This window comes from Streptomyces sp. NBC_01089 (assembly GCF_045162975.1).
Classification (GTDB): domain Bacteria; phylum Actinomycetota; class Actinomycetes; order Streptomycetales; family Streptomycetaceae; genus Streptomyces.
In genome coordinates, this window is sequence record NZ_CP108660.1 from 2,376,587 (window position 1) to 2,403,411 (window position 26,825).

24 protein-coding genes and 1 riboswitch are annotated in these 26,825 nt (G+C 69.8%); of the genes, 9 read left to right on the forward strand and 15 right to left on the reverse strand.

Features of this window, described 5'->3' with window-relative positions:
* Nucleotides 1-112 precede the first annotated feature (112 nt).
* The 7 genes from OG510_RS10415 to OG510_RS10445 form a co-directional block, all read right to left on the reverse strand.
* Nucleotides 113-1,282, reverse strand: a complete 1,170-nt coding sequence (locus OG510_RS10415; protein WP_406136506.1) for an ABC transporter ATP-binding protein — start codon at nucleotides 1,280-1,282, stop codon at nucleotides 113-115.
* Nucleotides 1,279-2,289, reverse strand: a complete 1,011-nt coding sequence (locus tag OG510_RS10420) for an ABC transporter permease (RefSeq protein ID WP_164259204.1) — start codon at nucleotides 2,287-2,289, stop codon at nucleotides 1,279-1,281. The genes OG510_RS10415 and OG510_RS10420 overlap by 4 nt, the downstream gene beginning before the upstream one ends.
* Before the next feature lie 95 nt (nucleotides 2,290-2,384).
* Nucleotides 2,385-4,130 (reverse strand): ABC transporter substrate-binding protein, encoded by a 1,746-nt coding sequence (locus tag OG510_RS10425; protein WP_406136508.1) that lies wholly within the window; start codon nucleotides 4,128-4,130, stop codon nucleotides 2,385-2,387.
* Nucleotides 4,131-4,176: 46 nt separating this feature from the next.
* Nucleotides 4,177-5,175 (reverse strand): ABC transporter permease, encoded by a 999-nt coding sequence (locus tag OG510_RS10430; protein ID WP_406136509.1) that lies wholly within the window; start codon nucleotides 5,173-5,175, stop codon nucleotides 4,177-4,179.
* Nucleotides 5,176-5,512: 337 nt separating this feature from the next.
* Nucleotides 5,513-6,283 carry an enhanced serine sensitivity protein SseB C-terminal domain-containing protein gene (locus OG510_RS10435; RefSeq protein WP_406136510.1) on the reverse strand — a complete coding sequence of 257 codons (771 nt, stop codon included), beginning with the start codon at nucleotides 6,281-6,283 and terminating at the stop codon, nucleotides 5,513-5,515.
* Between the two features lie 252 nt (nucleotides 6,284-6,535).
* Nucleotides 6,536-7,285 carry an enhanced serine sensitivity protein SseB gene (locus OG510_RS10440; RefSeq protein WP_406136511.1) on the reverse strand — a complete coding sequence of 250 codons (750 nt, stop codon included), beginning with the start codon at nucleotides 7,283-7,285 and terminating at the stop codon, nucleotides 6,536-6,538.
* A gap of 92 nt (nucleotides 7,286-7,377) precedes the next feature.
* Complete coding sequence (locus tag OG510_RS10445) at nucleotides 7,378-8,118, reverse strand: AAA family ATPase (protein ID WP_406136512.1); 741 nt, start codon at nucleotides 8,116-8,118, stop codon at nucleotides 7,378-7,380.
* Between the two features lie 149 nt (nucleotides 8,119-8,267).
* Nucleotides 8,268-8,363: riboswitch (glycine riboswitch) on the forward strand.
* A 141-nt stretch (nucleotides 8,364-8,504) separates the two neighbouring features.
* On the opposite strand from OG510_RS10445, the gene gcvT reads away from it, so the two are divergent.
* From gcvT to OG510_RS10465, 4 genes are all read left to right on the forward strand, one after another.
* The gene (gene gcvT, locus OG510_RS10450) at nucleotides 8,505-9,620 is read left to right on the forward strand and encodes a glycine cleavage system aminomethyltransferase GcvT (protein WP_406136513.1); all 1,116 of its coding nucleotides are present in this window, start codon (nucleotides 8,505-8,507) and stop codon (nucleotides 9,618-9,620) included.
* 67 nt (nucleotides 9,621-9,687) lie between these two features.
* Complete coding sequence (gene gcvH / locus OG510_RS10455; protein ID WP_406136515.1) at nucleotides 9,688-10,068, forward strand: glycine cleavage system protein GcvH; 381 nt, start codon at nucleotides 9,688-9,690, stop codon at nucleotides 10,066-10,068.
* A gap of 17 nt (nucleotides 10,069-10,085) precedes the next feature.
* Nucleotides 10,086-11,348, forward strand: coding sequence for a serine hydroxymethyltransferase (gene glyA / locus OG510_RS10460; protein ID WP_406136516.1), 1,263 nt, complete (start codon nucleotides 10,086-10,088; stop codon nucleotides 11,346-11,348).
* Nucleotides 11,349-11,520: 172 nt separating this feature from the next.
* Complete coding sequence (locus tag OG510_RS10465) at nucleotides 11,521-12,888, forward strand: L-serine ammonia-lyase (RefSeq protein WP_406136517.1); 1,368 nt, start codon at nucleotides 11,521-11,523, stop codon at nucleotides 12,886-12,888.
* A 43-nt stretch (nucleotides 12,889-12,931) separates the two neighbouring features.
* Here OG510_RS10465 and OG510_RS10470 read toward each other — a convergent pair whose 3' ends face one another.
* From OG510_RS10470 to OG510_RS10480, 3 genes are all read right to left on the reverse strand, one after another.
* A complete protein-coding gene (locus OG510_RS10470) occupies nucleotides 12,932-14,848 on the reverse strand; it encodes an SMI1/KNR4 family protein (protein ID WP_406136518.1) in 1,917 nt (638 codons plus the stop codon).
* Between the two features lie 84 nt (nucleotides 14,849-14,932).
* On the reverse strand, nucleotides 14,933-15,898 hold the full coding sequence (locus OG510_RS10475; protein WP_406136519.1) for a phosphatidylinositol-specific phospholipase C: 966 nt from the start codon (nucleotides 15,896-15,898) through the stop codon (nucleotides 14,933-14,935).
* 131 nt (nucleotides 15,899-16,029) lie between these two features.
* Nucleotides 16,030-16,554: a GtrA family protein gene (locus OG510_RS10480; protein WP_406136520.1), complete on the reverse strand. Its 525-nt coding sequence runs from the start codon at nucleotides 16,552-16,554 to the stop codon at nucleotides 16,030-16,032.
* Nucleotides 16,555-16,964: 410 nt separating this feature from the next.
* Between OG510_RS10480 and OG510_RS10485 the strand changes: the two genes are divergently transcribed.
* Nucleotides 16,965-18,356, forward strand: coding sequence for a S41 family peptidase (locus tag OG510_RS10485; RefSeq protein WP_406136521.1), 1,392 nt, complete (start codon nucleotides 16,965-16,967; stop codon nucleotides 18,354-18,356).
* Nucleotides 18,357-18,430: 74 nt separating this feature from the next.
* Here OG510_RS10485 and OG510_RS10490 read toward each other — a convergent pair whose 3' ends face one another.
* The 3 genes from OG510_RS10490 to OG510_RS10500 all read right to left on the reverse strand — a co-directional run bounded on the left by OG510_RS10490 (nucleotide 18,431) and on the right by OG510_RS10500 (nucleotide 20,406).
* A complete protein-coding gene (locus OG510_RS10490; protein WP_406136522.1) occupies nucleotides 18,431-19,060 on the reverse strand; it encodes a dihydrofolate reductase family protein in 630 nt (209 codons plus the stop codon).
* Between the two features lie 110 nt (nucleotides 19,061-19,170).
* A complete protein-coding gene (locus OG510_RS10495; RefSeq protein ID WP_406136523.1) occupies nucleotides 19,171-19,746 on the reverse strand; it encodes a hypothetical protein in 576 nt (191 codons plus the stop codon).
* Nucleotides 19,747-19,749: 3 nt separating this feature from the next.
* Nucleotides 19,750-20,406: a sigma-70 family RNA polymerase sigma factor gene (locus OG510_RS10500; RefSeq protein ID WP_406136524.1), complete on the reverse strand. Its 657-nt coding sequence runs from the start codon at nucleotides 20,404-20,406 to the stop codon at nucleotides 19,750-19,752.
* A 338-nt stretch (nucleotides 20,407-20,744) separates the two neighbouring features.
* Here OG510_RS10500 and OG510_RS10505 point away from each other — a divergent pair, with 338 nt between their 5' ends.
* Nucleotides 20,745-21,575 carry an SAM-dependent methyltransferase gene (locus OG510_RS10505; RefSeq protein ID WP_406136525.1) on the forward strand — a complete coding sequence of 277 codons (831 nt, stop codon included), beginning with the start codon at nucleotides 20,745-20,747 and terminating at the stop codon, nucleotides 21,573-21,575.
* A gap of 114 nt (nucleotides 21,576-21,689) precedes the next feature.
* Here the strand turns inward: OG510_RS10505 and OG510_RS10510 are convergent, their stop codons facing one another.
* The gene (locus tag OG510_RS10510; RefSeq protein WP_406136527.1) at nucleotides 21,690-22,304 is read right to left on the reverse strand and encodes a TetR family transcriptional regulator; all 615 of its coding nucleotides are present in this window, start codon (nucleotides 22,302-22,304) and stop codon (nucleotides 21,690-21,692) included.
* 55 nt (nucleotides 22,305-22,359) lie between these two features.
* Between OG510_RS10510 and OG510_RS10515 the strand changes: the two genes are divergently transcribed.
* From OG510_RS10515 to OG510_RS10525, 3 genes are all read left to right on the forward strand, one after another.
* On the forward strand, nucleotides 22,360-23,583 hold the full coding sequence (locus OG510_RS10515; RefSeq protein WP_406136528.1) for a beta-ketoacyl-[acyl-carrier-protein] synthase family protein: 1,224 nt from the start codon (nucleotides 22,360-22,362) through the stop codon (nucleotides 23,581-23,583).
* Nucleotides 23,584-23,665: 82 nt separating this feature from the next.
* Entirely contained in the window at nucleotides 23,666-24,223 is a 558-nt protein-coding gene (locus OG510_RS10520) for a glycoside hydrolase family 25 protein (protein WP_164259241.1), read from the forward strand.
* A 587-nt stretch (nucleotides 24,224-24,810) separates the two neighbouring features.
* A complete protein-coding gene (locus OG510_RS10525; protein WP_406142355.1) occupies nucleotides 24,811-26,016 on the forward strand; it encodes a glycoside hydrolase family 64 protein in 1,206 nt (401 codons plus the stop codon).
* An 83-nt stretch (nucleotides 26,017-26,099) separates the two neighbouring features.
* Here the strand turns inward: OG510_RS10525 and OG510_RS10530 are convergent, their stop codons facing one another.
* Nucleotides 26,100-26,822, reverse strand: coding sequence for an ANTAR domain-containing protein (locus OG510_RS10530; protein ID WP_406136530.1), 723 nt, complete (start codon nucleotides 26,820-26,822; stop codon nucleotides 26,100-26,102).
* Between the last annotated feature and the right edge of the window lie 3 nt (nucleotides 26,823-26,825).

Here is a 26,825-nt window from a genome sequence, read left to right on the forward strand (position 1 = left end):
GGCTCAGCCCCGGCGTCCTTGGCGGGAGCCGCCGCGACGTCCTCGGACTTGGACGTCTGCTGCGGAACCTTCGGAGCCTCGGGAGCCTGCGGAGCCTTCTTGTTCTGATCAGTCACAGCTTCGGCGCAATCTCTTCGGTCCAGATCTTTTCCCGCTGGGCCTTCGTCATGTGGCACGCGGAGAAGTGCCCCTCCGTGCTCTCCCGCAGCTCCGGACGCTCGGTGCGGGTGAGGTCGTCCTTGGGCACGTCGGCGTACGGGCAGCGCGGGTGGAAGGCGCAGCCGGACGGCACGTTGATCAGGCTGGGCGGGGAGCCCTTGACGGGCACCAGGCGCTCGGTCTGCTCACGGTCGATGCGCGGCATGGAGCCCAGCAGCCCCCAGGTGTACGGGTGCTGGGGCTCGTAGAAGACCTTCTCGGCCGTGCCGCGCTCGATGCAGCGGCCCGCGTACATCACCAGGAGCTCGTCCGCGATCTCGGCGACGACGCCGAGGTCGTGGGTGATGATGACGACGGCCGAGCCGAACTCCTTCTGCAGATCGCGGATGAGGTCGAGGATCTGCGCCTGGACGGTCACGTCCAGGGCGGTCGTCGGCTCGTCGGCGATGAGCAGTTCGGGGTTGTTGACCAGGGACATCGCGATCATCGCGCGCTGGCGCATACCGCCGGAGAACTGGTGCGGATAGTCCTCGAAGCGCCGGTGCGGCTCGGGGATGCCGACCCGGTCGAGCATCTCGACCGCACGCGAGCGCGCGGTCTTCTTGTCGACCTTGTTGTGGACGCGGTACGCCTCCACGATCTGCGCGCCGATGCTGTAGTACGGGTGCAGCGCCGACAGCGGGTCCTGGAAGATCATGGCCATCTTCTGGCCGCGGAGGTTACGGACCCGCTCGGGCCCCGCTCCGATCAGCTCCTCGCCATCGAGCCAGATCTCACCGGAGATCCGGGCGCGGTCCGAGTTGTGCAGGCCCATGATCCCCAGTGAGGTCACGGACTTGCCCGAGCCGGACTCGCCGACGATACCGAGCGTCTGACCGGCCTTCAGGTCGAAGCTGACGCCGTCGACGGACTTGACCAGGCCGTCGTCGGTGTCGAAGTGGATCCGCAGGTCCCGGACCGAAAGGAAGCTCGTGCCGTCCGCGGACGGCGCTCCCGCCGGAGCGCTCTTCGCGGGCTCGCCCTTCGCGGGCGCCTCGTTGGCCGGCTCCCCCTTGGTCGGCTTCCCCTTCGCGGGCTCGCCTTTCGCGGGCTCGTCGGAACCCTTCTTGCGCACGTCGCTCATGAGAGCCTCACCCGGGGGTCGATCGCGGCGTACACAAGGTCCACCAGCAGGTTGCAGATAACGATGAAGAAGGCGGCCACCAGCGTCACGCCCATGACGATCGGAAGGTCGCTGCGGGTCACGCCCTGGATGGCGTAGGCCCCCATCCCCTGGAAGGAGAAGACGGTCTCCGTGATGACCGCGCCGCCGATGAGCAGCGCGAAGTCCATGCCGAAGATGGTGACGAGCGGGGTCAGCGCGGCGCGCAGGCCGTGCTTGACGACCACGTTCCGCTCCCGCAGCCCCTTGGCCCGCGCGGTTCTGATGTAGTCCTCGCCCATGGTCTCCAGCATTCCGGCCCGGGTGAGCCGGGCATAGAGCGCCGAGTACAAGAAGGCGAGAGTGCACCAGGGCAGGATCAGGTTCCAGGCCCACTCGGCCGGATTGTCCGAGAGCGGGACGAACCGCAGATCCCCCCAGATCGTCCAGTGGAAGCTGAACAGGGCGAGCGAGGCCAGACCGGTGAAGAACATCGGCAGCGAGACGCCGGCCAGGGCCACGCCCATCGCCAGCCGGTCGATGATGGTGCCCCGCTTGAGCGCGGAGACCACACCGGTCGCGACACCGGTGACGACCCAGATGACCGCCGCACCGACCGCGAGCGACAGCGTCACCGGGACACGCTGCTCGATCTCGGGCCAGACCGCGGAGTGGGTCTTGAAGGAGTAGCCGAAGCACGGCGCGTGGCACACCGCGGGGTCGGGCCCGAAGTGGTAGTTCGCGCCGACGACGATGCCCTTGATGAAGTGCCAGTACTGCTCGTAGAGGGGCAGATCGAGCCCCAGGTTCTTCTTGACCGCTTCGAGCGTCGCGGGGTCGGGGCTCTTGCCCACGAACTGGGCGGCCATGGAGTCGGTCGTCTGCCCGCCGAGGCGGGGGACGAGGAAGAAAATCGCGAAGGTGACTGCGCTGACCACCAGCAGCAGCAACACCGCGGCGAATACGCGTCGGATGATGTACGCAGCCACAGCCGTGCGGCGCCGGGTCGGACGGACGGGGTAGGCCCGTCCGTCCCGGCGCCTTCACCTGCCTTTCAGGGGGTGCTGTCGATGAACAGGTGTTGTTACTTGGTCGAGGACATCAGCGCGTAGTCGTACATGCCGAGGTACGCCTGACTGACCGTTACGTTCGCCGCCGAGTCCGGGCGGTAGAGCAGGTTCTTGCGGTAGAACAGCGGCACGAGCGACGCGTTCTCCATCACCATCTGGTCGACCTTGCCCCAGGTGGCGTTGCGCTTCGTGGTGTCCAGCGTGCCGATGCCCTTGACGATCTCCGCGTTGATCTTCGGGTCGTCGAGCTCCATCAGGTTGGTGCCACCGGAGCCCTTGATGGCCTTGCCGTCGACAATCTGGTCGATGTAGCCGAAGCCGGCCGGCCAGTCGGCGCCCCACGCCATCATCATCATTCCGGCGTTGTTCTTGTGGACCCAGTCCGGGACGCCCGCGAAGTCGGTGAAGTACTTGTCCGACGGGAACGTCTTGATGTCGGCGACGATGCCGATCTTCTTCAGGCTCTGCTGCAGCTGGGTGGCGCTGGTGACCTCGTCGGGACGGTCGGAGCGCGCGGTCAGCGTCGTCTTGAAGCCGTTGGGCTTACCGCACTTGGCCAGGTACTGCTTGGCCTTGGCAACGTTGCCCTTGTTGCCGGCAGACGGGTACAGGTCGAACTTCTTGTAGCCCGAGACACCCGGCGGGATGACGGTCGTCGCCGGGTCGCCCCGGACCTCACCGCCGATGGCGTCGACCATGTCGGCCTTGTCCGCGACGTACTGCACGGCCTTGCGGCAGTCGGCGTTGTTGAACGGCTTCACGTGCACGTTCAGCGCGAGGTACTGCAGCGCGCCGGCGTACGGGTCGTCCGTCTTCGCCTTCTCGGACGCCTTGGTGATGACCTTCGGCTGGGTCTTGGACTGCAGACCGGTACCGGCGATGTCCGCGGTGCTGGTGTCGTTGAGCAGGTGCTCGTCGACGGTCGTCGGCTGGACGTTGAAGTTCAGCTTGATCTTGTCCGGCAGCGCCTTGCGGATCGGGTCCGTCTTCGGGTCCCACTGCGGGTTGCGGACCAGCGTCGCGCCGCGGCTCTCGCTGTACGAGGCGAACTTGTACGGGCCGGACGACACGATGCTCTGGACGTACGAAGCGCCCTTGTCGGCCTTCTGCGGGACCGGCGCCGTCTGCGAGAACGAGGCCAGGTAGTCCATGTCCGCGAACGGCTTGTCCAGGTGGAAGACGATCGTGGAGTCGTCCGGGGTCTCGATGGACTTGAGACCGTCGGCCGACTTGTCCTTGTAGGGACCCTTGTACTTGTCGCCGTCCTTGAGGTACGTGCTGAAGTACGTCGGCCCGTTGGACAGCGCCTCACGCGCGAAGGACCGCTCGATGGCGTACTTGACGTCCTTCGAGGTGATCACGCTGCCGTCCTGGAACTTCACGCCCTTGCGGATGTGGTACGTCCAGGTCTTGGCGTCCGGCGTGGCCTTGCCGAGGCTCGTCGCCAGGTCGGGCACGATCTTGAGCCCTTCCTTGCCGGGAGCCGGCTTGAAGGTCACCAGCGCACGCGCGTAGAGCCGGGAGAAATTCTGCACCCAGCCGTAGTACGTGTTGCCGGGGTCCAGGGAGTCCGGGCCACTGGCGTGCTCGTAGGTGACCGTTCCCCCCTTCTTGTCGGTCTTGTTGACGATGCTGGTCAGAGCTGCGTCGGCCTTGGCGTGGCCGCCCCCGCTGCCACTGTCACTGCTCCCGCAAGCGGTGGCAGCGAGCCCCAGCGCTACCGTCGCGGCTATTGCCGCTGCCGTCTTTCTGCTCTTCATGCTGAGGAAAGCCCCCTCGGTTGTCCGGTGTGCGGCACGGCCGCGATTACTTGCCACGGGGGTCGAGTGCGTCGCGCAGCCCGTCCCCCAGCAGATTGAAGGCCAGCACGGTGATGAAGATCGCCACGCCGGGGATGACCATGAACATCGGGTCGACCTGGTAGAGGTCGACCGCGGTGGACAACATGCCGCCCCAGGAAGCCTGCGGCGGCTGGATGCCCACGCCGAGGAAGCTCAGGGACGCCTCGAAGAGGATGTTGGTGGGGATCAGGAGCGTCGCGTAGACGAGGATCGGCGCGATCAGGTTGGGGAGCAGTTCGCGGAAGACGATGAAGGGGCCGCGTGCGCCCAAGGAGCGGGCGGCCTCGACGAACTCGCGTTCACGCAGGCTGAGCGTCTGCGCGCGAACAATGCGGCCCATGTAGGGCCAGTTGAAGAAGCCGATCACGAAGATCAGCACGCAGATACGGAGTGTCAGACCGTTCAGGCCGAACGCGTTGCCCTGCAGCGAGGCCGAGATGGAGATCGCGAACAGCAGCAGCGGGAACGCCAGGAAGGTGTCCATCAGGCGGCTGATGCCGCTGTCCACCCAGCCGCCGTAGAAGCCGGCCACGACGCCCATCACCACGCCGATGACGACCGAGAGGAGCGTCGACCCTGCGGCCACCACCAGAGAGACCCAGGAGCCCTCGATGATGCGCGCGAGGATGTCCCGGCCGGTCTGCGGTTCCACACCCAGCGGGTGACTCCAACTGATCCCGCCGAAGCTGCCCTTGGGCGCCAGCAGAGCCGGGTCGACCAGGTTCTGGTGGAAGTCGTTGGGGTCCAGCCCGAACATCGCCTGGATCGGCTTGGACAGGATGGCGACCAGCACCAGCAGGATCACGACGATCCCGCCGGCCATGGCGACCTTGTCCCGCTTGAAACGCGTCCAGGCGATCCGGCCGAGTGAACGGCCCTCGATCTGGCTCTGCGTGGCCCCCGTGAGTACTGCCTCCGGCTGCGCTTCGGCAGTCGATCCGGTGGTCTCGATCGGTGCGGTCACAGTGCCTTTGACCCCTCCCGGCCGGCGGTGGCCGGCCCGTACCTGCCGCGGTGGCGGCTGCTGTGCATCAAGCGCATCGGGTGATGCCACTGTGCTGAAGTGACGGAATGTACTCATCGCACGTCGCACAAGGACACGACGATGCTCGTAGCGGGGAGTCTTCATTGCGGTTGCGATCACCCGCCAGACCTGAAGGTGAATGTTTGCGCAACCGTGATGCGGTTAATGAGCTTCCGTTATCCGGACGCCGGGACCGGCTGAGCGGAAAACTTCCTCACCAATGCGCTAGTTCGGACATCACGCCCAACAGCCGCTATTGACGGCTGAATTGGTGCACTCAGCCTACCGGCGGGTAGCCGTATCCCGCCGCGGGAGAGGGGGCCGCGTGGGCCTCACGGTCGTAGAAGGGCCGGGAGTTGGCCCGCAGCCACATGCCGACCGGGTCGTACGCGTCCGACAGCGCCACCGTCGATACGGGCAGCCCCTCGGGCACCGCGGCGATCGACTGCTGCATCATCGCCCGCACCGAATCCACGGACTGCTGGCTCGTGTCGTACAGATCGAGCCCGATGGCCAGGTACGGGGTGCCGAGCGCGGGCTGCACCCAGGCCCGGCTCAACGAGCGGACGGCCGGGGTGTGGTGGGCGCTCTGCGTGAGCAGCGCGTAGAACTGCGGGATCTCGATGGCGGGCTCGGACAGCCGCAGCGGTCCGGCCGGCATCCGGTCGAGGCCGGTGGCGATACGCCGCAGATCGGTCCAGGGGATCCCGACGCCGCCGCCGGGGGCATGCGGATTGAGCCAGATTCCCCAGTGGTCGGGGTAGAGGGAGCGGGCGATGTCACGGCCTGTGACCACTTCGTGCGAACGGTTCCAGCCGGAGACGGCCAGTTCCTGTGCGGACGTCACACACGGGGCGTAACCGAGACCCTCGATCTCCATGTTCCCGTACTGGGCGTCGGGCGACCCGGCCTGGCCGTGCCAGAGCAGCATCCAGACCTGGCTGTCGGCGAGTGCCTGCAGCAGCGCCTCGTAGGCGTCGTACCGCCCGGGGGTCACCTGGAGCAGCATCTGCTCGACCTGCCCGGCCGCCGTGCCCGACGCGCTCACCCTTGTTTCCGCCCCTCTTCGATCCACCCGTTTTGACGTTCCACGCACCGGCGCCCGACCCGCGGCGTCCGGCCACCGGGCCGGTCCGCACGGCCTGCCCGGTCCGCTCGGTCAGTCCGGTCCGTCCGGTCCGCTCCGTGCGATTCCGGCCAATCCGCGTATCGGCCGCCTCTGCATCAGACCAGCTTAGGGCGCCGCTGGTTCCCGGTGCCCGAACGGCACCGGGCTCCGGTTCCCCGCGCGGGCGGCGCCCTACAGCACCGGTCCCACGGCTTCGGTCCTCACGTAGAACGGCCTGACCTTGTCCAGCATCCAGTCGGCGACCGGGTCCTGGGCCACGTCCAGCAGGACGAGATTGACCGGCCAGGGCACCTCGACCCGGTGCAGGGCGCGCCCGAGGGCGTCCATCGGGGCGTTGCGGCCCGCGCCGTCCCACGTCGCGAACTCGACCCCGACGAAGAGGACCGGGTCGCCGCCCTCGATGGAGGCGAGGGCCCGGCGGGCCGAGCGGACCACACCCGACTCCTCGAACTCTCCAGCGGCCGCGGCGAGGAAGTCCACCGGCTCCTCCTGCCAGTCCGGCTCGAAGAGCCGCACCCGGCCGCCGGTCGCGGGGCCGTCGAGTGACGTACGGCCGCTGCGGCAGAGTTCCGCCACGGCGGGCGGCGGCAGCGGCATACCGATCGCACCGCCCGGGTTCACCGCGACACCCAGCTGCGGCGGCAGCCCCCGGGCGAACTCGACCGCCGGGGCCACCGCGAAGGAGTAGTGCGAGCCGACGCACTGGAGGAACTGCGCCTCGGAGCTGAAGACGGGGACATAGGCGCCGCCTTCGATGTCCACGGTGGGCAGATCGAGCGAACCGCTGTCCTGCCCACCGCCGTTGGGCAGCGGGACCCAGAGGTTGCTGCGCCCCAGCACCTCGATCAGCCGGCCGCCCGCGGCGGGGTTCCCGACCGATGCGGCCAGCACCTCTTCGAGCTCATTTCCCGGCCATGCCATGTCCACCGAGGTATCCCCTTCTCACCGTTCACCTGCTGAGTTCACCTGAAGACCGACCCTAACGGCCACCCCCACGATAAGGACCGCGGCCGTCACACCGCCGCCGCCCCGAACCCGATCCGGCGCAGTGCGGCCGCCGCCTCGCGGTCGAGCAGGACGACCGAGCCGCACCCCGCGGGCAGCCGGGCCCGCTCCGCGTCCCCGACCAGTCCGGCGACCGCCCTGCGGTGCCGGGCGAATGCGTACGCGGAGACCTTCCTGCCGCGCTCCGCCTGGCCGGCCAGTGCCACCCTGGGCGCCACGTCGAGCAGCAGCAGATGCAGGGTGCTCCGGCGCCGGCGCACCGCCCGGGCCAGCAGGGCGCGCACCCAGGAGTGCGTACCGCAGTCGTGCACGACGATCCCGGCGCCCGAGCGCAGGACGCGCCACAGCCTGGCGTAGTGGGCGGCCCGCACCAGCGGGCGGTAGCTCCAGTACGGCAGCCCGCGCGGCAGCCGCCGCTCCCAGCGGTCCCGGGTGTCCTGCGAGTCGACTCCGTACGCCCCGGCGGCCCTGCGCAGCAGGGTGGATTTCCCACTGCCAGGCAGCCCGGACAGGACCACCACATCACCGGCGGCGAACACCAGGCGCCGCGGACTGCGGCCGGCCCGCCTGCGCAGGTCCCGCACCACGGGCGGCGTACCCCCCGCTGTCGCCGGGCCCGGTCCTGACCGCCGCCCGGGCCCGGAAAGCCATAAGTCCTGGACGGGCACCGCCTCGGAGCCCCCGGCCCCCACACCCGCGGCCGTGTCCGCATCCGTATCCGTATCCGCACGCCACTTCTGCCCCACCATGGCCACTCCCCCTGTCGGGCCACCCCGCATCCCCGCGTACCCCTGCTATACCCCCGCCGACGAAGCGTAAAGAGAGAGTAATGCGACGCCCGTGAGATGCCGGCCGCCCGGCATGCGATGATGTGCGCGCCAACTCCATACAGGCCGTTCGAATCCGCGCGGGAGAGTTCCCGGCCACCGGCCGGGGCGCCGAAGGAGCAAGTCCCTCCCTTGTAATCTCTCAGGCCCCGTACCGCGCGGACGAGGCAGATCTGAAAAGCGGGCCGCTCCGCGGTCCCACCCAAGGTGCAAGCCGCGCCCTCTCGACAGGCGCCGGCGAACCTCTCAGGTTCCGATGACAGATGGGGAGGATTGTCCTCGTCTGTCATGCCTCGGGAGTACCGCATATGAGCCCCACGCCACGTCTCACCGCACTCGACGCCCTGCACCGGTCGCTGGGCGCGACCATGACCGACTTCGCGGGCTGGGACATGCCGCTGCGCTACGGCAGTGAGCGCGACGAGCACAACGCCGTACGGACGCACGCCGGCCTCTTCGACCTCTCCCACATGGGCGAGATCACCGTGAGCGGCCCGGAGGCCGTGCGGCTGCTCGACTACGCGCTGGTCGGCAACATCAGCACCGTCGGCAACGGCCGCGCCCGCTACACCATGATCTGCCAGGAGGACGGCGGGATCCTGGACGACCTGATCGTGTACCGGCTCGGCGAGCAGGAGTACATGGTCGTCGCCAACGCCGGCAACGCGCAGACGGTCCTGGACGCACTGACCGCCCGCGCGGGCGGCTTCGACGCCGTCGTACGGGACGACCGCGACGCGTACGCCCTGCTGGCCGTACAGGGCCCGGAATCCTCCGGCATCCTGAAACAGCTCACGGACGCCGACCTGGACGGGCTGAAGTACTACGCGGGCCTGCCCGGCACCGTCGCCGGTGTCCCGGCGCTCATCGCCAGGACCGGCTACACGGGCGAGGACGGCTTCGAGCTGTTCGTCGCCCCCGCCGACGCGGAGAAGCTCTGGCAGGCACTCACCGAGGCGGGTGCGCCGGCCGGTCTGGTGCCGTGCGGGCTCTCCTGCCGCGACACGTTGCGCCTGGAGGCCGGCATGCCGCTGTACGGGCATGAGCTGACCACCGCGCTGACGCCCTTCGACGCCGGTCTCGGCCGGGTCGTCAAGTTCGAGAAGGAGGGCGACTTCGTCGGGCGCGCGTCCCTGGAGGCCGCCGCCGAGCGCGCCGCCGCGGCCCCGCCGCGCAAGCTCGTCGGCCTCGTCGCCGAAGGCCGCCGCGTCCCCCGCGCGGGCTACCAGGTCGTCACGGACGGCAAGGCCATCGGCGAGGTCACATCGGGCGCCCCCTCGCCGACCCTGGGCAAGCCGATCGCCATCGCGTACGTCGACGCGGCCCACGCGGAGCCCGGTACGGCCGGTGTGGGTGTGGACATCCGCGGTAACCATGAGCCGTACGAGGTCGTGGCACTCCCCTTCTACAAGCGGCAGAAGTGACCCACACCATCTCAGCCCGTAAGACCACCGTTCACCAGCACTCCCCCGCATCCAGGAGAATCAGGTCATGAGCAACCCCCAGCAGCTGCGTTACAGCAAGGAGCACGAGTGGCTGTCGGTCGCCGACGAAGGCGTCTCGACGGTCGGCATCACGGATTTCGCGGCCAACGCGCTCGGTGATGTCGTCTTCGCCCAGCTCCCTGAGGTCGGTGACACGGTCACCGCGGGCGAGACCTGCGGCGAGCTGGAGTCGACCAAGTCGGTCAGCGATCTGTACGCCCCGGTCTCCGGTGGGATCACCGAGATCAACCAGGACGTCATCGACGACCCGTCGCTGGTGAACACCGCCCCGTACGAGGGCGGTTGGCTGTTCAAGGTGCGCGTCACCGGCGAGCCGGACGACCTGCTCTCCGCCGACGAGTACGCCGCTTTCTCCGCCGGCAACTAGGGACCTAGGGACTATTGATGTCACTTCTTGATTCCTCCCTCCATGAGCTCGACCCGGACGTCGCCGCCGCTGTCGACGCCGAGCTGGTCCGCCAGCAGTCCACCCTCGAAATGATCGCCTCGGAGAACTTCGCTCCGGTCGCGGTCATGGAGGCCCAGGGCTCCGTCCTCACCAACAAGTACGCCGAGGGGTATCCGGGCCGCCGCTACTACGGCGGCTGTGAGCACGTCGACGTGGTCGAGACGATCGCGATCGACCGCGTCAAGGCGCTCTTCGGCGCCGAGCACGCGAACGTCCAGCCGCACTCGGGCGCCCAGGCGAACGCGGCCGCGATGTTCGCGCTGCTCAAGCCCGGTGACACGATCATGGGCCTGAACCTCGCCCACGGCGGTCACCTGACCCACGGCATGAAGATCAACTTCTCCGGCAAGCTCTACAACGTGGTGGCCTACCACGTCGACGAGGAGACCGGCGAGGTCGACATGGCCGAGGTCGCCCGCCTCGCCAAGGAGTCCCAGCCGAAGCTGATCGTGGCCGGCTGGTCCGCCTACCCGCGCCAGCTGGACTTCGCCGCGTTCCGCGCGATCGCCGACGAGGTCGGCGCGTACCTGATGGTCGACATGGCGCACTTCGCCGGCCTGGTGGCCGCCGGCCTGCACCCGTCGCCGGTCCCGCACGCGCATGTCGTGACCACGACCACGCACAAGACGCTGGGCGGCCCGCGCGGTGGTGTGATCCTCTCCACCGCCGAGCTCGCCAAGAAGATCAACTCCGCGGTCTTCCCCGGTCAGCAGGGCGGCCCGCTGGAGCATGTGATCGCCGCCAAGGCGGTCTCCTTCAAGGTCGCGGCGACGGACGAGTTCAAGGAGCGCCAGCAGCGCACCCTGGACGGTTCGCGGATCCTGGCCGAGCGTCTGGTGCAGGCCGATGTCACCGAGCACGGTGTCTCGGTCCTCTCCGGCGGCACCGATGTGCACCTGGTCCTGGTGGACCTGCGCCACTCGGAGCTGGACGGCCAGCAGGCCGAGGACCGCCTCCACGAGATCGGCATCACGGTCAACCGCAACGCGGTCCCGAACGACCCGCGCCCGCCGATGGTCACATCGGGGCTGCGGATCGGTACGCCCGCCCTGGCCACCCGTGGTTTCCAGGCCGAGGACTTCTCGGAGGTGGCGGACATCATCGCGTCCGCGCTGAAGCCCGCGTACGACCGGGAGGCGCTGGCCGCCCGGGTCTCCGCGCTGGCCGAGAAGTTCCCGCTCTACCCCGGGCTGAAGTAGGACCCGGTCGGTCCGGTTCGGTCCGGTTTTGTACGAACCACGGGGCACCCCGCACACTGGACGGTGAGCGGGGTGCCCCGCACCACGTGCGCACCTCGCTCACCGCTGTACCGCGCTTTCTCTGCACCACCCCGGCAGACAACGGCGTCTACCAACACCAAGGAGTCTCCCTGTGGCCATATCGGTCTTCGACCTCTTCTCGATCGGCATCGGCCCGTCCAGCTCCCACACGGTGGGCCCCATGCGGGCCGCCCGGATGTTCGCCGCGCGCCTGAAGAACGAGGGCCTGCTGGCCCACACCGGCTCGGTCCGCGCCGAGCTCTTCGGCTCGCTGGGCGCCACGGGGCACGGACACGGCACCCCGAAGGCGGTGCTCCTCGGCCTGGAGGGCGAGTCCCCCCGCACGGTCGACGTCGAGCACGCCGACGCGCGCATCGAGCAGATCCGCACCAGCGGCCGCATCAGCGTCCTCGGTGCGCACGAGATCCCCTTCGACTACGACGCGGACCTGATCCTGCACCGGCGCAAGGCGCTGCCGTACCACGCGAACGGGATGACGGTCTTCGCGTACGACACCGAGGGCGCGCCGCTCCTGGAGAAGACGTACTACTCGGTGGGCGGCGGCTTCGTGGTGGACGAGGACGCCGTCGGTGAGGACCGCATAGTCCTCGACGACACCGTGCTCAAGCATCCCTTCCGCACGGGCGACGAGCTGCTGCGGCTGACCCGGGAGACGGGTCTGTCCATCTCCGCGCTGATGCTGGAGAACGAGAAGGCGTGGCGCACCGAGGCCGAGATCCGCGCCGGGCTGCTGGACATCTGGGGCGTCATGCAGTCCTGCGTCGCCCGCGGTATGTCCCGCGAGGGCATCCTCCCCGGTGGCCTCAAGGTCCGCCGCCGCGCGGCCAACTCGGCCCGCCAGCTGCGCGCCGAGGGCGACCCGCTGGCCCGCGCCATGGAGTGGATCACGCTCTACGCGATGGCCGTGAACGAGGAGAACGCGGCGGGCGGCCGTGTCGTCACCGCCCCGACGAACGGCGCGGCCGGCATCATCCCGGCCGTTCTGCACTACTACATCAACTTCATCCCGGGCGCCGACGAGGAGGGCATCGTCCGCTTCCTGCTCTCCGCGGGCGCCATCGGCATGCTCTTCAAGGAGAACGCCTCGATCTCCGGCGCCGAGGTCGGCTGCCAGGGCGAGGTCGGCTCGGCCTGCTCGATGGCGGCGGGTGCCCTGGCCGAGGTCCTGGGCGGCTCCCCCGAGCAGGTGGAGAACGCGGCGGAGATCGGCATGGAACACAACCTCGGCCTGACCTGCGACCCGGTCGGCGGCCTGGTCCAGATCCCCTGCATCGAGCGGAACGGCATGGCGGCGGTCAAGGCGGTCACGGCGGCCAAGATGGCGATGCGCGGGGACGGCAGCCACAAGGTGTCCCTGGACAAGGTCATCAAGACGATGAAGGAGACCGGCGCCGACATGTCGGTCAAGTACAAGGAGACGGCGCGGGGCGGGCTCGCGGTGAACATCATCGAGTGCTGAGAGCAGAGCGCTCAGTCGCCCGGTGTGACGTCCCGGCCGGGCGTCAGCCCATGGTGATCGTCAGGTGCTTCTCCCCGGGGGCGGGCGGGCGTTTCCAGGACACCGACTCGAAGGAGTGCAGTCGACCCTCCGTGAGGGCGAGGCGCGGCAGACCGACGCCGTAGCCGTCGGTCAGGGCGTCCAGCGCACGGGCCGCCGCGGACTCCTGGGCCGTCAGGTCCGGGGTGCCGAAACCGAGGGCGGCCGGGGCGAGTTCGGCCGGGACGGTGCCTGAGATGTCCTCGATCTCCCCGTCCCGCACCGTGAACGCGTACAGCGGTGTTCCGCCCCGGGCGGCCGACACATGGAAGAGCGGGGTGGGCCGGCTCCACTCGGTCCACACCACGATCGCCCGGCCGCCGCCCGCGGAGGCCGCCTGAGCGGGAGAGACGAACCGGTCGGCGGAGAAGAAGGGCGGGGACCCCTCCAGTCCGAAGCTCCAGTTCGCTCCTGCCCGTCCGACACTGAGCAGCGCCTTGTCGTCGTAGCTGGAGAAGACCCGCTGACCGGGCCGGTGGTGGCCGCTGGTGTCCCAGAGTCGCAGCGGTGGGGCGAGCGACGTGTCCGGCGACGAGCCGAGGAGGGCGGGCAGTTCGTCCGGGGTGGCCCCCTCGACCAGGACCATGCGGAAGCCGCACGGCGATGGCCGGCCCGGGCGCAGCCCTCCGTCCCGTACGAGCCAGGACAGGCCGCCGGGATCCTGGTCGCCGACGCGGGCGGGAGCGGGACCCTGCTCGCCGCCGCGTGGGGTTGCCAGCAGTTCCAGGCGGCGTTCGGCGGTGAGTACGGGAGCGAGTACGGGGTCGGCGAGCAGTCCCACCGGGGCGATGTGGTCGGGGCCGAGCGGCTCCCACAGCGGGACCGCGGCCCGCAGGATCCGCCAGGCGGTGTCGGTGTCGCCCCACCGCGCCTCCTCCCGGGCCTCGTCCACCGCCTCGCCGAACGCGCCGCCCGGCCGGTAGCGGAAGGTCCCCGCGCTCATCTCGCGCAGGATGTCCACCGTCGCCCGTGCGGTTTCGGGGAAGCTGTCGGCGTCGGCGAAGCGCAGGCCGTCCACGGGGCGACGACTGCCGAGGAGATCGACAGCGTGCAGCGGGAGCAGCTCCGTCAGGAAGCAGGGGTCGCCGGGGTGCGGCGGCCGTCCGCCCGCCCCGTACGGCCCGCCCAGCCGGCCGATCTGCTGCAGCAGTTCGGTCGCGCGCGGCCGGCCGTACCGCTGGGCCTCTCTCAGCAGTCCGGCCGCCTCTTCGTACCGCCCGCCCAGCGCTGCGACCCGGGCCCGGGCCACGGCGGCGTCCTGGGCGCGCGTCGTCCCGTTGACGAAAGCGGCGGCGCCCTCCTCTCCGTCCCGGCCGGCCTCCAGCTGGTGGAACTCCTGGTACATGGCGACCATGAAATCCGCGAACGACGGATACCGCTCGGGGTCCGAGGCCCGCCAGGACGACCACACCCGCACCGCCCACTCGCCGTCCGGCCCCACGTCCTCCGGGTCGAGCAGCACATAGGTGGCGTCCGACTGGACATCCAGCTGCAGCCCGCGGGACCACAGGCCGACCTGCGCGCGTATCTCCTCCGGATTGGCCTCCTCGCCCCAGAACTCGTCGAAGTTCCCACCGAGACCGCTCGCGTCCTCGTGCCAGTCCGCCTCGCGGGTGCCGGCCAGCATCCAGACGAAACCGCCCGCGTGCCGCCAGCCGTCACTGACCCGTAAGAACTCCCGGTAGGACGGCGGCATTTCGCACCCGAGCCGCGCCTTCATACGGACGAAGTCCGCATCGGTCGCAGGCGCGGCCCCGAGCCATCTGCGCTGCTGGTCCTCCAAATCGTCCGGGCTCAAGTCCGCCGAGCGGCCCTGGGCGTCGGCCCACTCCTCGCTCCATCGGGTGAGGAACCGCTGCCAGTCAAACGTCTTCTCGTCCATGCCGGTGATCCTGGCACCGGGCACTGACAATCGGCCTGACCAGCGCTTACGCACCCCGCCCTGCGGTGCGGGCCGGGGTGTGCGTCAGTGCCAGTTCCAGTCGATGAGGGTGCTCAGCGTGTCCGAGTGGAAGTCCGGGAAGTCCATGGGGACGACGCCGAGGTGCGTGGTGTCGGACAGCCGGCCGTTCAGATAGCTCTGTACGCCGGGCATGATCGCGTCCGCGTTGGTCTTGGGCCAGCCGCCGCCCGCGTAGCTGGTGAAGTTGATGTACATCAGCGCCGAGTTCTGGTCCGCGGCAACGTTGTCGAACTGCTGGGTGACCTTCGCGGTCTTCGACGACGGCAGGGTCAGCCCCTCGTAGATGTCCTGGAGCGAGAACCACTCGTTGGACAGGAAATCGTTGTCACCGCCCGGCCATTGCAGGATCGGCAGGTCGTTGTCGAACTGGGCGATCAGGACGATGCGCCCGCGTGCCTCGCCGAGCGACGGTGCCCGGTCGGTGAGGAGGAACCAGGGGCGCCAGCCCTTGGTGTCGAGGTAGCCGTTCAGGACGTCCTTGAAGCCCGCGCCGACGTCGTTGTTGGTCCCGTCCTCCTTCTTCAGCCGCATCACGATCGTCTCGCCGGGATGTTGCTGCAGGAAGTCGCGGCACTGGGTGAGCACCCCGTCGAAGGTGATGCCCTGGTAGAACCCGGAGTGGTAGATCCCGAACGTGTCGTCCATGTGGTCCTGGAGCCCGTTGGCCCGGATGTCCAGGAACCGTATGCCGCGCTGGAGTTGTTCGGTGATCCCCCAGTTCTGGGTGTGCGACCACTCGGTGCCGTTGGCCGGATTGGTGCAGCAGGAGTCGTGGGTGCCGGGGATCGTCATCCGCAGCAGGGACAGCGCGTCCGGCAGCGCGGCCATCCAGTCGGCGGGAACCGCGCTGCCGGTGGTCGCGGCCGCGCGCCGGGCGGTCGCGGCGTGCGCGGTGCCACCGCCGGTCACGAGGGCGGCGGTGGTGACTGCGGCGGCGGAACGTATGAGGGAGCGACGGCTCAGTGTCATGGGGCGGTTCCTGCCCCGTCGGAAGGCGTTCGCAACCTCGGGCGCCCTGTGACGCGTGCGCGCCGCCGATCCGGATGGCCCGAGGTTGACCGTGGGCCGCCCGTGGGCGCCGGTGGGCCGGCTGTGGACCGTTACCGCCGACGGGCCTCCGGTACGCGACGGCCGCCGTCGGACGGCGCGGGAGCAGATGGGGATCCGGGTGCGGAAGGGGGCGCGGGCAGCGCACGGAACACCCAAGTGCGATAGGACCAGAATCTGAAGAGGGTGGCGACACCGATGCCGAGGAATTTGAATACGTTGCTCTGCAGCGGGCTGTCCCAGCCGAAACCATACGTCGCCAGATAGAGAACACCGTTCTCGATCACCAGACCGATGGCGCTGAACAGCAGAAAGAGCCCCATTTCACGGGTGCAGCCGCTCTTGTCCCGGTCCCGGTAGGCGAAGTACCTGAATCCCACGTAATTGAAGACGATCGAGACGACGGTGGCGATCACGCTCGCGCTCACCACCGGAATCGAGGTGGTGTGGCGCACGAGATTGAACACCAGGAGATTGACCGCCACCCCGGAGACACCGACGGCTGCGAATTTCACGACTTCCCGCGCCTTCGGAGGCGGCGATGTCACTGGTACCGCTTGCTCGCCTCGTACAGCCATGGGCGCAGTTCCTTCGAAGGGTGGTGGAGGCTGCAAGGGCCGCGCGGGCGGTGAGGAGCCGCGGGCGGCGGCCGGCAGCGGCTGCGCTGCTGGTGGCGGCCCCTGGGGTGCCACGCGCTGCCGTCTCCTCCAGGCTCCCACCGGGAGCCGGAGTGTCAAGGCGATCAAGAAACGACCGGATCGGTACAGGGTCGGTCGGCCTCATGGCTCCCGGTGGACCGGTGGACCGGTGGACCGGTGGACCGGTGGACCGGTGGACCGGTGGACCGGTGGACCGGTGGACCGGTGGACCGGTCGGGTGGTGGGGATGTCCCCCGTGCTGATTCACCTGCCCGCCGGATGTTCGCCGGGCGGTCAGGTCGGCGATCGTCATTCCCTGGCGCAGGGCGCGCGCAGAGGAAGGAAGACCGGTGCGACACACGAGTTCCAGGACGGCCAAGGCGACGACGGCGGCGACGGCGGCCGTGGCGCTGACCCTCGCGGGCGGGGCGGTGGCGCCCGCATCGGCGGTGGAACGACCGGCTGTCGACGGCGTATGGCGCGTGGAAGGCTACGGCACCGTCCTGTCGATCGCGGACGGACGGCTGCGGGAGTACCAGACGACGGCCGTCAGCTGTCTGAAGGGCGATTCGGCGAACCGGACGGCGCCAGGTGTGTACCGCACCGCTGACGGGACGGAGCTCACCGTCCGGTCGGCGCGATCACCGCAGGAAGCGGGACCGGCACAAGAGCAGGGGTCGCTGCGGGAGGCCGGTTCACCGGGGTACAAGGAGCTGCGGCGGATCGCGGCGCTCCCCGCGGGGTGTGAGCACTCCATGCCCGATGACCCGGTGACGACGTTCGACGTCTTCTGGCAGTCCTTCGAGGACAACTACCCCTTCTTCGCCGCCAAGGGCATCGACTGGCATGCCGTACGGGACACCTACCGCCCGCGGGTGCACGCCGACACGACCAGGGACGAACTCTTCGCCCTCTTCAGCGACATGGTGAGGCCGCTGTACGACGCGCATGTCGCCGTGCTCGACGGCGACCGCCACTTCGCGCAGGTACGCCCGGGCACGACCATGCTCAGCCAGGAACTGGACACCCGGGTCAAGAAGTACATCGTGCGACGCGACCTCAAGGGCGAGGCGCCACAGGAATTCGGGAGCGGCCGGATCAGCTACGCGGATCTGCCCGGCGGGCAGGGTTATCTGCGCATCTCCGGCTTCGCCGCGTACGACAAGCAGGATCCGACGTACGCGGCGCAGCTCGCCGAGCTCGACCGAGCGCTGGACACCGTCCTGACCGCCGGGCGCACGGCAACCCTCAAGGGACTGATCATCGATCTGCGGCTGAACGGCGGCGGCTCCGACTCCCTGGGCCTGCACATCGCCGGACGTCTGACGGACAGCCCGTACGTCGCGTACCGGAAACGCACCCAGTACACCCGCCCGCAGCCCATTCCCGTAGAGCCTGCTCGGGGTGTGCCCCGCTACACAGGCCCGGTCGCGGTGCTCACCGCCGGTACGACGGTCAGCGCGGGCGAGACCTTCACCCAGGCGCTCATCGACCGGCCCGGCAGGACCGTACGCATCGGCGAGCCCACGCAGGGGGTCTTCTCCGACGTCCTGGAACGCGCGCTCCCCAACGGCATGGAGGTCTGGCTCCCGAACGAGGAGTTCCTGACCGGCTCGGGACGGACCTTCGACGGCACCGGCATCCCTCCGCACATCCACACGCCGGTGTTCACCGAGGAGGAGTTCGCCATGGACCGCGACTCGGCCTTCGACACGGCGGTCACGACGCTCCGCGGCCAGTGACCGTCCACGACGCCTGACCGTCCACAACCGCTGACCGTCCGGCGAATGCCGGCCGGCCGGTCAGCGGTGCGCCCTCATCCCTCCTCGTCGAGGAGGAAGGATCCGTACTCCGGCTTCCCCGCCCGCTCGTAGGCGCAGTACTGCACGCCCGCGCCGGTGACACGGGATTCCGTGATCTTCCAGGCGACGGGGGCGGCGCCCTCGGCGAAGAGCCGCTTGCCGGTGCCGATGACCACGGGATTGACGAGCAGCCGGTACTCGTCGACGAGGTCGTGCCGCTGCAGGGTGCGGATGAGGTCGCTGCTGCCCTGCGTCATGATCACGCCGTCGAGCCGCTCCTTGAGCTCGGCGACGGACTCCGCGGCGTCGCCCTTCAGCAGATGGGAGTTGTGCCACTCCAGACCGCTGAGGGTGCGCGAGGCGACGTACTTGGGCATGCCATTGAGCTTCACGGCGATCGAATTGTTCTCGTCGGTCACGCGAGGCCAGTAGGCGGCGAAGATGTCATAGGTCTTCCGGCCGAGCAGGAGGTGGTCGGCGGACTGCTCGAAGGCGGTCTGCATGATGCCCATGAAGTCCTGGTCGGTGTAAGGGACCTGCCAGCCCCCGTACTCGAAGCCCCCGTCGGCGTCCTCGCCCGGTCCGCCCGGGGCCTGCATGACGCCGTCCAGAGTGACGAACGCGGTGACGATCAGCTTGCTCATGGTGCTGCTGCCTTCCGGGGGATGAATCTGCCTGTACGAAGGGTGACTCCCGGACCGACGAGAACTCATCGCCGGGCGCACAGTCCTCGGCAGTCTGGGCCCTGTGGCCCTCAGGTCCCCCGCGTGTACAGCCGGTCCGCCACCTCTGCCAGGGCGCGGGGCAGGTGGGGTGGGAGGCCGTGGTGGAGCTGGGCCAGCAGGCTGTGGCGGGCTTCCTCCGGGAGGAGGTCCGGGCGTAGCTCCGGGGGACGGACTTCCGGGCGAGGGTGTGCCGTCTCCGGCCGTTCCGGGTCGGGGGCCGTGCGGGAAGTCGTCAGTTTCGCCGACTGGGTGCGCCAGTACTTGGCGTCCCGGTATTCGCCGCGCCTGCGGTGGTCCAGGAAGAGTGTGTACGCGGCGGTCCTGTTGCCCGCGCCCGCGGCGAACCGCCACCAGGAGCAGGCCGCGTCGTATCTGCCGGAGATGTGCAGCAGTGCGGCCAGGACCAGCGCGCCCTCGGGGTCGGGGTGCTCCTCGTCGACCAGCCGGGCGAGGGCGGCCGCCGCCTGCGGGGCGTTCAGCACCAGGGCGCAGGCCAGGCCCAGTTCGTGTGCTGCCTGTTCGTACGCCGTCGGGTAGGGGGCCGGAGCGGCGGGGGGCGGGCCTGCGGCTTCGCTGCCGGGGGCTTTCCCGTGCTGTGGGTCCATGCGCTACTCCCCCGGGCCTGGCGCCCCGTCGATGCCGAGGTCCAGGGCCAGTTTCCGCTTCGCGTACCGGACTTGCGAGCGGACCGTCTCCTGGGGCACGCCCATGAGGAACGCGGTGCGTGCCTCGTCGTATTCCAGTACGTACCGGAGCAGCAGCACATCGTACTGGCGCTCCGGGAGGCCGGCGATGGCCGCGTAGAGCCCGCGTCGCGCCTCCCGCGTCTCTCTCGGCTCCCGCCTCTCCCGTACCTCCCGCATCTCCCGCATCTCCCGCACCGGTTCCGGGCCGGGCGCCGGTGGGGCGCAGGTGCCCAGGATGTGCTCGTACACCCGGGCGGGCGCGGCGATCCGGCTCAGTGCCGGTTCCAGGCCGCGCTCGTCCAGCCACTCGAAGATGATCTCCTTGAAGATCTTCCAGGCGTGTCCCTCGACCGACTCCTGACGCAGCGCGTGTTCCCAGTGGAGCGTGAGCCGGGCCTTGAGTTCACCGACCAGAGCGTGCGCCGTCGCGCTCTCGCCCACCTGGAGGAAGGCGTACGACTGCCACTCCTCGTGGTGCTCGGCGCAGAACGCCTCGCAGACCATGTGCAGTCGGCGCGCCGACAGACCGGCCGTCAACGCCCGTAAGACGGTGGTGTCCACCGCGGTTGTCCGACGCATACACGTACCTGCTCCGCTGTGCCCCGCACCGGCCCCCTGCTGGAACCGGCCTCCGGTGAAAGGGATACGCCCCCGCGCACCGGCACACACCATGGTCCGCACTTCCGCGCCGTGACGCATACAGAAGCTGCCATCGGTGTTCGTCTCGTTACGTTGGGCTCGTATGTGTGTACCCGAAAATACAGTCGGCCGCTTCCGATTCCCGGACACGACCGTCTTGGACCGGAGTTGACCGCTGTCGGCCGGAGTTTCCGTGTGACGTGACGGGCATGGTGGTCAGGAGTGGCGTGGCGACAATGGCCGACAGGGACCTACGGGACCGACAAGGGGAGGCAGTCATGGCGGACCGCGGTGAACGGGCGCGCGGCACGGGTGCGGTCGATCTGGAGCTGGACCGGGCGCACTCGGCCCGGATGTACGACTACTACCTGGGGGGCACCACCAACTTCACGGCGGACCGGGAGGCGGTCGGCAAGGTGCTCGCCGCGTTCCCCGGTGTGCGCATCGCGGCGCGGACGAACCGGGAGTTCATGCACCGCGCCACCCGGTGGGCGGCGGAGCACGGGCTGCGCCAGTTCCTCGACATAGGCACGGGTATCCCCACCTCCCCCAACCTCCACGAAGTCGTCCAGCTCTCCGTGCCGGCGGCGCGTGTGGTGTACGCGGACAACGACCCCATCGTGCTCGCCCACGCCCAGGCGCTGCTGCGCAGCACCCCGCAGGGCCGGACCGCCTACGTGGAGGCCGACGCCACGGATCCCGACACTCTGCTGAAGGCGGCCGCCCTGCGCGACACCCTCGATCTCAGCCGGCCCGTCGCGCTCAGCCTCAACGCGCTGCTGCACTTCGTCACCGACGCCGACGGCGCCTACTCGATCATCCAGCGGTACAAGGAAGCGCTCGCCCCGGGCAGCACGCTCGCCCTGTCGCACGCCACCCCCGACTTCGACGCGGAGACCATGAGCCGCATGATCGACATCTACACGGCGGCCGGGACGCCGCTGCAGTTCCGGACCCGGGAGGAGTTCAGCCGCTTCTTCGACGGCTGGGAACTCGTCGACCCGGGCGTCACGGTGTCCTACCGGTGGCGGCCCGACGACCCCCGGGAGTCGGGCCAGGTCAGCGACGCCGACGCCGCCTGCTATGTGGCCGTGGCCCGGAAACCCTGACGGACGGGGCCGGTTCGGACCGGCTCACACAGATTCACACTGATTCACGCCGGCTCACTCCAGCCCGCCCAAACTCACCCCGGCTCGCCCCGGCCCACTCCGGCTCGCCCCGGATCACCCCGGGGAGCCGGAACCGGGCGGAGCCAGCGCGCGGGCCGTCTCCACGACATGGGCACGCAGCGCGTCGGCGTCCTGCGGCCCCTGTCCCTGCCCCTGCCCCTGTCCCGCACCCAGGACCAGCCGCGCCATCTGCGGGAACGCCAGCGGCCAGACCGCGATACCGATCAGCGCGTGGAACAGGGCGGCGGCGTCACCGGTGAGCCGCCCGCCGGTGGACTCCGCCAGCGCGGCCGCCTTCTGCGCGTAGTGCGCGGTGCGTACGTCGTCGTCGGGCAGCGCCCCCTCGCCGTAGTGCAGGGCCTCCCACATCATCAGCCGGGTCAGCTCGGGGTTGCTCCGGTGGAAGTCGTACAGCCGTCCCGCGTACGCGCCCAGGTCGCCGTCCGGCAGCCCGACCCGCACCGCGTGATCGTCCAGCGAATCCGCGACGACCGCGGCGAACAGCTTCTCCTTGCTGCCGAAGTACCCGTAGATCCGCTCCTTGTTGGCCCCCGCCCGCACAGCGATGCGGTCGACGCGGGCGCCGCTCATCCCGTGTTCGGCGAACTCCGTGCGCGCGGCCGCCAGCAGGCGGGCGCGGGTCCCTTCGGCGCGGGCGCTTCTCGTCATGGGGTGATCATAGACGGGTTGCCAACCAACTGGATGGTTGGTTACGGTCCCCGGCATGGCGACAAGAACAGAAGTCCGGGTCACCGGGCTGGGTGCCACCACACCTCTCGGCGGCGATGTGCCGAGCACCTGGGCGGCGATGACCGCGGGCGAGAACGGGATCGGCCGTCTGGACGGCGCCGACTGGGCCCGGGAGTTGCCGGTGCGGATCGCGGCCCGGATGCGCCGGGACCCGGCGGAGTCACTCAAGCGCACCGAGGCACGCCGGCTCGACCGGTGTGAACAGGCCGCACTCGTCAGCGCCCGTGAGGCATGGGAGGACGCCGGAGCACCCGGCGTCGATCCGGAGCGGCTTGCTGTCGTGATCGGTACGGGGGTCGGCGGCGTGCTCTCGCTGCTCGGGCAGAACCGCGTCCTGGAGGAGTCGGGCCCCAGGAAGGTCTCCCCGCACACCGTCCCCATGCGCATGGCCAACGGCCCCGCCGCCTGGGTCTCCATCGACCTCGGGGCCAAGGGCGGGGCCCACACCCCGGTGAGCGCCTGCGCCTCGGGGGCGGAGGCCATCGCGCACGGCCTCGACCTCATCCGGGCGGGGCGGGCCGACATCGTGGTGGCGGGCGGCTCGGAGGCGAGCCTGCATCCGCTGCCGCTGACCGCCTTCGCGCAGATGAGGGCGCTGTCCGCGTCCAACGACGATCCGGACGGCGCCTCACGCCCCTTCGACGCGGACCGCGACGGCTTCGTGCTCGGCGAAGGCGCCGCCGTACTGGTCCTGGAGAGCGCCGCGCACGCCCGCGCACGCGGCGCGCGTGCCCACGGGACGGTGGCCGGCGCGGGGACCACATCCAGCGCAGGTCACATCACCGCGTCCGACCCGGACGGCCAGACCAGGGCGATCCGTAAGGCGCTGCAAGACGCGCAGCTCGCCCCCGGGGACATCGGGCACGTCCACGCCCATGCCACGTCCACCCCGCAGGGCGATCTCGCCGAGGCGGAGGCGGTGGCCGCCGCCGTCGGCACCCACCCGGTGGTCACGGCCACCAAGTCCATGACCGGCCATCTCCTCGGCGCCTCCGGCGCGTTGGGTGCGATGGCGGCGCTCCTGGCGCTGCGGGACGGGACCGTACCGCCGACCCGGAACCTGACCAGGATCGACGACCGGATCCCGCTGGATGTCGTCACCGGCGGTGCCCGCAGCGGGCGTTGGGACGCGGCGCTGGCGAACTCGTTCGGCTTCGGCGGCCACAACGTGTCCCTGGTTCTGACATCGCCCAGGTGAGCGAATGCGGTCGAGCCCGCCGGAGTGGGTAAGTGGAACGTGGGATACCTGAGTCCCAACGACCCACCGGAAGGCGGTGCACATGCTCCACGGCATCGATGTCAGTACGTACCAGTCGTCGTTCGACACCGACGGGCTGGCCTTTGTGTTCATCAAGGCGTCGGAGGGCCACACCTACGTCAACCCACGGCTGACCGCGCAGACCAAGCTGGCGCGGGACGGCGGTTGCGTCGTCGGCTTCTACCACTTCCTGTGGCCCGGGAACATCCAGACGCAGGCCGAGTACTTCGTCAGCAAGGCCCCCGAGAAGGGGGGCGATCTGCTCGCGGTGGACTGGGAGACCACCGGCGATCAGACCCGGGCCAGCAACGCCGAGAAGGACAGCTTCATCCGCGCGGTGAAGAAACTGCGGCCGCACAACCGGGTGTTGCTGTACACGAACCGTGACTACTGGCTGAACCACGACACCACCTCGTACGCCGGTGACGGGCTGTGGATCGCGGACTACACGACGGCGGGCAAGCCCAGGATCAAGGCGGCCTGGACCTTCCACCAGTACACCGACAACCCGCTCGACAAGAACGTGGCCAACTCACGCTTCGCGAGCAAGAGCGCCCTGAAGGAGTGGGCCACGCCCTAGGGCGTGTCCGCAAAGTCGCGTCTGGCGCGCGACGCCCGGCACGCACTCTCGCCGCACCGGGCGAAAGCCCGAGTACGTCCAGTACGAGGACTTCCGCCCGGCACGCCGAGAGCACGCACCGGACGCCGCGCGCCCGCCCTGCGGGCGACGACGCGACTTTGCGGACACGCCCTAGGAATCGATGCGGATCGGGACCCGGAAGGCAGCGGGGCGCTCGCGCGGGGCAGCGGCGAGCGCCTTGGCGATCCCGCCCGCACTCGGCGCCCGCGCCTGCCGCCCGCGCACCGGCATGCGTGCATTCGCCTACCGACGCCGCACCCGTACGCCCGGATGCCGTGCCCGCAGACCCCGATGCCGTGCCCGCACGCCCGGATGCCCTGCCCGCTTCCCGCCCGGATGCCTGCCTTCTCCGCCTTCAAGTGGTGAAGGCGGAGAAGAATATGAGAGCGCTCTCAGCCATAGGTCTTGACCAACTCCCCTGGCGTCGCAACAGTATGGGCCAACGGGAGGCCACCCCCCACAGCTCCACCCGCCTCCCGTGCTCCGCCCCCCACAGACCACAGGAGACATGCGTGATATCCCGCAGAATGTTCCTGACCGGCGCCGCGGCGACCGCCACCGCCCTCACCTACCCCGCCTGGGGAAGCGCACTGAGTCCCCGCGCGTCGGCCTCCGCCGCCACATGTGAACTGGCCCTGGAGAACAAGTCGTTGCCCGGCAACGTCAACGCGTATGTCACCGGCCACGAACAGGGCACCGACCAGTGGGTCCTGTTGCGCGCCGACGGCAGCGTCTACCACCCCGAGTCGCCGTCGGCCCCGCAGACCCCGCTGCCCGTCGACTGCGCCATCCCGCTGAAAGCCGCGGGCGCGGGAGCGGTCACCCTGACGCTTCCTCAGATGTACGGCGCCCGCGTCTACTTCGTACGGGACGACAAGCTCGACTTCTTCCTGAACCCGGGCCCCGCCCTGGTCGAACCGGCCTTCGCCACCCAGGCGGACCCGAACTACGGCCGCACCTGGTCATTCTGCGAGTTCACCTTCAACCCGGACCAGCTGTACGCCAACATCTCCTACGTCGACCTGGTGACCTCGGTCCCCATCGGGCTCTCCCTCACCGGCGACGCCGATCACACCGTCGCGCCGCTCCCCGACGGCGCGGTCGACAAGATCGCCGCGGATCTCACGGACCAGGCGGCCAAGGACGGCCAGCCCTGGGACAAGCTGGTCATCCGCGGCTCGGACGGCAAGGTGCTGCGGGTGATCTCGCCGCAGAACCTGATGGCGTCCGCCTCCCCCGACGCGATGCCGTTCGGCGACCTGTGGACCGGGTACGTGGACCAGGTCTGGGAGAAGTACAGCTCCACCGACCTCACCATCGACCTGCAGGGCGGCAAGGGCAGTCTGAAGGGCCGGGTGAGCGGCGACACCCTGACCTTCGACGGCGGCCACACCTTCGGCAAGCCCGACTCGAAGGCCATCTTCACCTGCAACGACGGCCCCTTCGCCAACAACCCGGGCGACCCGGACGACAAGAAGGCGCTGCTCGCCAGGATCGCCGCCGGGTTCAACCGGTCGATCATGCTCACCCACCCCAGCCAGCCGAACGGCACGACAGCCGCCGACTACTACCAGGGCGACGTCACCAACCACTGGGCGCGGGTGCTGCACGCCAACTCGCCGATCGGGTACGCCTTCCCGTACGACGACGTGGTCCCCGACGGCCAGCCCGATGTGTCGGGCGCGGCGAACGACGGCAATCCGGTCCGGTTCACGGTGTCCGTCGGGTCCTGACCTGCCGGTACGGATGACGGGACGGGAGAGGGGCGCGGACTCCGGCGGGGACACCCCCGGGACCGCGCCCTTCTCCCTGCCCGTCATCCGGTGTCGGCCCGGTCCGGGGGCGGCCCGCCCAGGCGCAGTTCGCGGCCGACGACCGCACGGGCCACGTCGGCGACCTTCAGCCGGTGGGACCGCGCGTGGCCGCGCAGGACGTCGAACGCCTCCCCGGTGCCGGTCCGCAGCTGTTCGGCGAGCATGCCCTTGGCCTGCTCGATGACGACTCTGCTGTCGAGTGCCCGGCTCAGCTGGCCTGCGGTCTCCCGCAGGCCGTGGAGTTCGTCGCTCTGCTCCCGGAGCAGCATGGCCAGGTCGCCCAGTTGCCGGGCGGCCTCGATCTCGGTCACGGACAGCTCACGGTCACCGCTGAACAGCTGGAGCACGGCGCGTGGGCGGCCGGCGCTGTCGTGCAGCGGCAGCAGCGTGACGAGAGTGCGGCCGCCGTCCGGCGCGCTTCCGGTCAACCCGGGGCGGCGCGGGGCCTGTTCCCGTACGTCGATGTTGGGCAGCACGCGGTCGTCGCGCAGACACTCGGCGGCCTGCTCGCCGGTGAGAGCCCGGCCGGCCGGGTCGGTCCCGTCGGTCCCCACAGTCCCGGCAGTCCCGTCGGCCCCGGCCGGCAGCACTGCGGCCGCCGAGAGCTCCAGCAGCCCGGCGCACTCACGGCCCAACTCCCGCAGGAGAGAAGGAGCCCGTGCCGCGTCGGCCGCGACGACAGCGAGTCCGTAGGCGCTGCGCATCCACTGCTGTTCCCGGTCCATGTC